Raw genomic sequence first — 6,731 nt, 5'->3', positions numbered from 1 at the left:
GGAAAGCCGCGATGAACCTTCTTTTTCAACGTCGAAAAGCTATTAATAACTAATTGTTCAAATAGTAGCTAACCGTTCAAAGCCACGTTACAAAATAATGTTCATCAAAAACATAGCACCAAACGCATTCAATACTGAAATCGCGATCATAACCGGGATATAACGACCTTCAGTACCAATTGGTCCCATGATGCGTCCCATATATTGCACCTGAGAACCCATCAAGTAGATAGCTGGCGCCAAAATAGCAATATGGTTGCCGTTCAGAATGCCTTGGTCAAATAGCGTGATAACCACACCGACTGCACCACCCATCGACATCCACGCGCCAATCAATACTGCTGCCGCTTCGCCCGGTAAACCAAATACCGCCATGATAGGTGCAAACACACTGCCCATCAGGTCAAGCGCACCCGTGATTTGTAATGCTTTGATGATGACGAATGCCATTAGAACATTTGGTACTGTAGAGGTTGTCGCAATGACCCAGCCTTTCTTAGCACCTTCAACGAAAATATCAGTAACCATTGGTTTCTTTGCTTTAACTTCGCTCATTATGCTACTTCCTCTTCCAGTTTTTGTTCTTTATCTACTTTTGGTTTGTCTTCTTTGCCTTCAGTAATATTGAGGTAGATACGGAATAGGTTCGCACCAACAAATTTGAAGATAAACATCACCGCAACAGCAAGACCAATTGACGATGTCACTGCCAAGGAACCATCCATCGCCGTTAAAGTGAACAACACCGCACCTGAAGAGAAAAAGTTAACGATCGCCGCACCCGCAGTAAACTGGAACATGGTGAACACATCGGTTTCACGCTTAGTCAAATGCCCTTCATCTTTGAGCTGACGTGTCATCGCAGCACCCGCATCGGTACTTTGCAGAGAAGCAATCAGTGCCAAGCCTGAGTTACCTGGAATGCCCATCAAAGGACGAAGCAGAGGTGTCAGTAGTTTACGAGCCGCGTCCAGTGCACCGTAGTGCTCAAGAACGTTGATCATACCCAGTGCAAACATCACGGTCGGAATAAGTGTCAATGCAAAAATGAAACCGTCACGCGCACCACTACCGCCTTTGCCACGCAGTGACGTCGTTGCCGCTTGGATACCATCAGCCGACTCACTCACATCGTAAGCGACCTTCCCAAATGAACCGTTGAGCGTCGTAAAATCGAGCACTCCATACCATTCATTGGACTGCATTAAGCCTGAAAAGAACACAATCGCGAACGCGAGTGCGATATAGCTGCCGATCGTGACTTTACGATCGGTTTTGGTTGGATTAGTCATAAGGACCTCTATACATCTCGTTTATGTGGAACAGAACACTTATAGATAGTGCAAACTAATGAACAAGAGGTTAATGACCAAAATCAAATAGCGCATAAGTTTAAATAAAAGAACCAAAGCAACATATAAAACTGTGATTCAAATTTTAAAGCAGAGGCATACGCTAAAGAAATTAGAATATTTCTCATACAAAACTAAACAAACCTAGCTTCAACACCGCAACCAAAAACGCACATAATCGCCACAATAATCAGGCTTCGAATAGAAAGCTCAAAGAAATCTTCATCGTGATCTCACGTTTTCACCCACTCTACTGTTTTCACTATAATCTATTGAATTATTAAGATATCTATCACACTGCACATGATTATTTAGGTCTACGCTTTTACCCGTGTTAATAACTTATTAACTTCGGAGCGTAATCCATGTTAGGTATCCAGCTTTCTGCTGTTCTCTCTTTATTATTTTTTTCTACGGTAGCAGGCGCAGCCACTTCTCAGTTAGGAGAACCGCTCAAGCTAACTAGCTCGTTTGCTGGCTACCTATCGCTGACCATTTTCGTTGTCGCCTACATCGTGGTGATGATGGAGGAATACCTAAAGCTCCGAAAGTCCAAACCCGTTTTGCTTGCTGCAGGCCTGATCTGGATAATCATTGGTTTCACTTACCAAGAACACAACCTTGTTGAAGTTGCCAAACAAGCGCTCGAACACAACTTACTCGAATACGCCGAACTATTACTCTTTCTACTCGTCGCCATGACATACATTAGCGCTATGGAAGAAAGAAGACTGTTTGATGCGCTTCAGGCTTGGATGGTAGGTAAAGGCTTTAACTTCCGCTCTCTGTTCTGGTTAACCGGTATTCTGGCCTTCTTTATCTCACCTATCGCCGACAACCTCACGACAGCTCTACTGATGTGCGCTGTGGTTCTTAAAGTGGCAGGTTCTAACCCTAAATTCGTCAACCTAGCCTGCGTGAATATCGTGATAGCCGCCAATGCTGGCGGTGCATTCAGTCCATTCGGAGACATCACAACGCTCATGGTGTGGCAGGCTGGTTATGTGAGTTTTAGTGAGTTTATTCCTTTGTTTATTCCTTCGGTGATGAATTACCTCGTCCCTGCGTTGATCATGTCTTACTTTGTACCTACCACTCAACCCGACACAGTCCATCAACACGTTGAATTAAAACGTGGTGCGAGGCGCATCGTATTCTTGTTCATCATGACAATCGCGACCGCGGTTGCTTTCCATGCCGTACTCCACTTCCCTCCTGTGATGGGGATGATGATGGGACTCGCCTATCTACAGTTCTTTGGTTATTACTTACGTAAGACTTTACCCAACTCACTCGCGAAGAAAAAAGCGGTAGCGATCGCCAATAACGATGAAGGCGCCCTGAAGCGACTCGGTTCTGTTGTGCCGTTCGATGTATTTCGAAGAGTTTCTCATGCCGAATGGGACACGCTTTTGTTCTTCTACGGCGTGGTAATGTGTGTCGGTGGCTTGAGTCTACTTGGTTACTTGGAATTAGCTTCGGGTGTGATGTATAGCCAGTGGGATCCAATTTGGGCCAACGTCATGGTGGGGATCTTATCGGCTATTGTCGATAACATTCCGGTGATGTTTGCCGTGTTATCCATGGAGCCCCAAATGTCGATGGGCAACTGGCTACTGATCACCCTAACCGCAGGCGTTGGCGGCAGCTTATTGTCTATTGGTAGTGCCGCTGGTGTGGCATTAATGGGGGCAGCACATGGTAAGTACACCTTCTTTGGCCATTTGAAATGGATGCCAGTAATCATGATTGGTTATGGGGTCAGTATCGCCGCTCACCTATGGCTTAACGGTGATATGTTCTAGTCTAAGGCACATCAACTAAAGGCGTATCAACGCGTGTCCAGACGTTGCTTAACTGCACAGCTGGACACTGGTTACAGGTCAGCATCTCGACAGGCTTATTGCCAAATCGCTTGCTAGCCTTGCTCTCTTCCCTCTATCACCAATAAGCGCTGTTTACGCTCTACACCGCCCGCATACCCTGTCAGTTTTCCATTTTTACCAATAACGCGGTGACACGGCACAATCACTGACACCGGATTTTTACCATTGGCTAAGCCCACCGCACGCACCGCTTTTGGGTTACCAATCGCATCAGCTAATTGAGCATAGCTCCATGTTGCTCCATAAGGAATGGTAGTAAGCGCTTGCCAAACCGACTGCTGAAACGGAGTGCCCTTGGCTGCGATCGGCACAGAAAACTGGATAGCTTCACCAGCAAAATAACGATTGAGCTGTTTGATAGCCAACGCAAAGATCGGAAAGCTATCATCTTGAACACCTAACAGCTCTGGTTTGGTAGTGTATGTTTCAAACCAAAGACCAAGCAGCCCTTCTTCGTTCGCCTGTAACGTCACGGTTCCCAATGGGCTCTCATAATAAGTAAAACGGTTAGCCATAATATCTCCTAGCTTAGTACTTCTAATGTTTGTTCATTGCTTTCTATATCAGACAGGCATCTCTATTCCACTGAAACATCGTTTAAGACTGATTCCAACAATGGAACGTGGCGTAACTTCCCCAAGGCGAAACACTCTGTGTATTTATGGCGGGGCGATGCTCGATGAATTTCTTCACCACCAAGTCACCAACTAACAGATGGTTTGGTTCGCTTAACCCGCGAAGTAGCGCGTATTGAATTGTCCAAGGTCCAATGCCTTTTAGTTCAATCCATTTGGAAGGGTGTTCAGTTTCATTGACGACCATGTATTGGGCAAAACGCTTTAGGGTCTCTTTGCGGCTTCCCGGCATTCTTAGAAAGCTCACATCAGCATCAGCTATTTGTTTAGGCGTTGGGAAGCTGGCTTTCTCATGCTCACCAGAAAGCTCTTTGATCAACAAGTTAAGCTGACCAATCGCCGCCGTTACCGAGACTTGCTGCCCGAGAATAGCTCTTACTCCGGCTTCCCAAGTACTCCACACGCCAGGAATGCGGATGCCACTCTTAGCCATCAAGTTGGGGTCAATGGTTGTAAAAAAGGCCTCGACCTTGGCAATATCGACATCAAGGTCGAACATGCGTCGAATGTTAGCAATCAAGCTTCTTAATTGACTTATATCGTCCAACTCAAATTCAATATCCAAGCGGTTTTCTTTGGCTAAAGTCGCCTTGAACCAACCCTTTGACCCGTTCACATTTACCGTGCGCTTATAATAGTCTTCGCCAACGTCCTCTACGCCTTCAATCATTCTTCGTCGATAGAAATCCAGCAAATGCTTCCAGTTTAATGGTCCGTGAAAGCCTAGCTGAATATGATTGCTCAAATTTCCACTTGGCTTAGAACGTCGGATTTGGCTTGGCGAGAGCTGCAGTTCTTTTAGAAAGGCATCATTGAAACGACGCGTGCTATTAAAGCCACTCGCAAAGCCTACATCGGTAATGCTCATGCTACTGGTGTGCAATAACTGCTTGGCAAACATCAATTGGCTATAAAGGCTATATTGCTTTGGTGACACGCCGATGTAATTGTCGAACAAGGTTCGTAAATAACGATCTGAGATGCCTAGTCGAGTGGCAAGGTCGACAATCGACCCCGAATTCAGCGCACCGTTGTCGATTAATTGCATCGCACGCAAAAAAGTGGTTTCAACGCCCTTCCATGCTGGAGAGAAAGGTGCGCTATCTGGTCGGCAGCGTAGACAAGGGCGATACCCCGCTTTTAAGGCTTGAGCTTGATGAGAAAAATACTCGACATTTTCTTCTTTAGGCGGGTTTGCAGGGCAAATTGGGCGACAAAAAATCCCGGTGGTTTTCACCGCTGTGAAAAACATTCCATCAAAGCGAGCATCTCGCGCATATCGAGCCAAATGGCACTGCTCGCTCGTTAACGCACTGTTGTGATGAATATTCTTAGACATACTTTGTCCTTTCCATTAGCCAAACTTTGCTCCAATAACTAAAAGTTTACCGTGAACTGTTATTGTCGCTAGCCATTTTCGGAACTGAAGGTTAGATAAATCACAAAAAAGGGTTTTCTTTTTGCTCAATTCGACTAAATTTAACCTTGAGAAAGGATTATTCTCACAACGTCAACGAACGGTACTCAGCACATTAAGATGCAGAGACCTATCGAATAATAAGGAAAAGGCTATGGTTCTTCACACATGTCGTATTGTTTTATCAAACCAACAGGTTCTCACCAGTCAATCAGTCGAGCAGTCTCTCAGCTTTCTTGAAGACAAAGCAGACAACGGGATTTCTATGATTGAGATTGACGCAACGGATGGCAATCAAATCCATTCTTACATGTCACACTCTCTTGAAGAGTCTATCGAGAATCTAATGAACCTATAGGGCTTTTACACATACCAGGCTTAAACGGTTTTATCTGAATTGGAGTTTTATCTGAGTTAGAGTTATCTCTGATTTGGAATGAAGATCATCTCTGGTTTAAAAACAAAAATGGCTCCCAACTATATAACTAGTTAGGAGCCATTTTTATTTAATCAACAAAGCATATTGATTACTACGATTGGTATTACTCTGGTGTTTGTTCAGCGGCTTGTTGCAACGTGTAGGCAGTCGATGGGTCAATCTCATTAACCAACTTCTCAACCTGCATGATCGCATCAACCGAAGTACTGCTTTTACGGTAGCTCAGGTAAATTGGGCGATACCAGTCTTCAACCCCTGTTACCTTGTGCAATTGACCCGACTCGATAAAAGGTTCAACCATAGAAACAGGTAAATACGCACTGCCACCTTTCTCTAAAATAAAATCGAGCGCGATACGTGCTGTAGAGGTACGTAGATACGGCGCGGGCACTTTTGGGTGACGCTCGGCATGTTCAGAACCGAAGCGCGTGCCCCAATCGACATAAACGTATTTATGTTGGAATACAGATTCCAGATCATCTTGTTGTGTTGATACCAACACCAAAACCAAATCAGCGACTTTTTTACAGTTCAGCTCTTCCGCTTTGATCTGATCAAAAGCGAAAGCCATATCTAAGGTTCGTTCTAACAAATTACGGTTCAGTTGCTCGCGCCCCATCACCTCGGCCATAAAGCCGTAGCCACCGAAAGAGTCGGTCACCACACTTAAGCAGTTTTGTAGATACGCATCCCAGATATTCGGTGTGCCACCCAGTGTTAACTGCAACGCTTTTCCACTTTCTAACGACAGCTCAAATTTGGCTTGTTGTAAGGTGGATACCATCACTTCAGCATAACCAATCAAACGCTCACCAGAAGAGGTCAGCTTGATGTTATTGCGGTCACGAATGAAGAGCTGAGTATCAAAGTAGCCTTCAAGCTGTTTGATCCGCGCACTTACCGCCGCTTGTGTTAAATACAAGTTTTCAGCTGCGCGTCCAAAATGGCGCACCCTTGCAACCTCAAGAAAGGTTCTAAATACTTTCACATCCATCAAAAATA

Annotated in this window: 7 protein-coding genes; 2 read left to right on the top strand and 5 right to left on the bottom strand. The window is 45.0% G+C overall.

From position 1 onward, the window contains the following. Positions 1-87: 87 nt before the first annotated feature. Together AB4407_RS13890 and AB4407_RS13885 are read right to left on the bottom strand one after the other, a co-directional pair. Positions 88-555 carry a YjiG family protein gene (locus tag AB4407_RS13890; protein WP_004737023.1) on the bottom strand — a complete coding sequence of 156 codons (468 nt, stop codon included), beginning with the start codon at positions 553-555 and terminating at the stop codon, positions 88-90. Then, the gene (locus tag AB4407_RS13885) at positions 555-1,292 is read right to left on the bottom strand and encodes a nucleoside recognition domain-containing protein (RefSeq protein WP_372120981.1); all 738 of its coding nucleotides are present in this window, start codon (positions 1,290-1,292) and stop codon (positions 555-557) included. The genes AB4407_RS13890 and AB4407_RS13885 overlap by 1 nt, the downstream gene beginning before the upstream one ends. Positions 1,293-1,717: 425 nt before the next feature. On the opposite strand from AB4407_RS13885, the gene nhaD reads away from it, so the two are divergent. Then, positions 1,718-3,157 (top strand): sodium:proton antiporter NhaD, encoded by a 1,440-nt coding sequence (gene nhaD, locus AB4407_RS13880; RefSeq protein ID WP_372120980.1) that lies wholly within the window; start codon positions 1,718-1,720, stop codon positions 3,155-3,157. Positions 3,158-3,270: 113 nt separating this feature from the next. On the opposite strand, the gene AB4407_RS13875 is transcribed toward nhaD, so the two are convergent. Together AB4407_RS13875 and AB4407_RS13870 are read right to left on the bottom strand one after the other, a co-directional pair. After that, positions 3,271-3,753, bottom strand: a complete 483-nt coding sequence (locus AB4407_RS13875; protein ID WP_372120979.1) for a methylated-DNA--[protein]-cysteine S-methyltransferase — start codon at positions 3,751-3,753, stop codon at positions 3,271-3,273. 82 nt (positions 3,754-3,835) lie between these two features. Continuing rightward, a complete protein-coding gene (locus AB4407_RS13870) occupies positions 3,836-5,212 on the bottom strand; it encodes an AlkA N-terminal domain-containing protein (RefSeq protein WP_372120978.1) in 1,377 nt (458 codons plus the stop codon). Positions 5,213-5,444: 232 nt separating this feature from the next. On the opposite strand from AB4407_RS13870, the gene AB4407_RS13865 reads away from it, so the two are divergent. After that, entirely contained in the window at positions 5,445-5,648 is a 204-nt protein-coding gene (locus AB4407_RS13865; RefSeq protein ID WP_017061519.1) for a hypothetical protein, read from the top strand. A gap of 184 nt (positions 5,649-5,832) precedes the next feature. Here the strand turns inward: AB4407_RS13865 and AB4407_RS13860 are convergent, their stop codons facing one another. After that, a complete protein-coding gene (locus AB4407_RS13860) occupies positions 5,833-6,723 on the bottom strand; it encodes a LysR family transcriptional regulator (RefSeq protein WP_372120977.1) in 891 nt (296 codons plus the stop codon). Between the last annotated feature and the right edge of the window lie 8 nt (positions 6,724-6,731).

The sequence above is a fragment of the Vibrio sp. 10N.261.46.E11 genome (assembly GCF_041472735.1).
Classification (GTDB): domain Bacteria; phylum Pseudomonadota; class Gammaproteobacteria; order Enterobacterales; family Vibrionaceae; genus Vibrio.
This window is presented reverse-complemented; position numbering and strand designations above follow the sequence as displayed.

Bases quoted from the DNA above. Each gene is read 5' to 3' on its own strand.
- AB4407_RS13890 (WP_004737023.1), bottom strand. From the start codon at position 555: ATGAGCGAAGTTAAAGCAAAGAAACCAATGGTTACTGATATTTTCGTT.
- AB4407_RS13885 (WP_372120981.1), bottom strand. From the start codon at position 1,292: ATGACTAATCCAACCAAAACCGATCGTAAAGTCACGATCGGCAGCTAT.
- nhaD (WP_372120980.1), top strand. From the start codon at position 1,718: ATGTTAGGTATCCAGCTTTCTGCTGTTCTCTCTTTATTATTTTTTTCT.
- AB4407_RS13875 (WP_372120979.1), bottom strand. From the start codon at position 3,753: ATGGCTAACCGTTTTACTTATTATGAGAGCCCATTGGGAACCGTGACG.
- AB4407_RS13870 (WP_372120978.1), bottom strand. From the start codon at position 5,212: ATGTCTAAGAATATTCATCACAACAGTGCGTTAACGAGCGAGCAGTGC.
- AB4407_RS13865 (WP_017061519.1), top strand. From the start codon at position 5,445: ATGGTTCTTCACACATGTCGTATTGTTTTATCAAACCAACAGGTTCTC.
- AB4407_RS13860 (WP_372120977.1), bottom strand. From the start codon at position 6,723: ATGGATGTGAAAGTATTTAGAACCTTTCTTGAGGTTGCAAGGGTGCGC.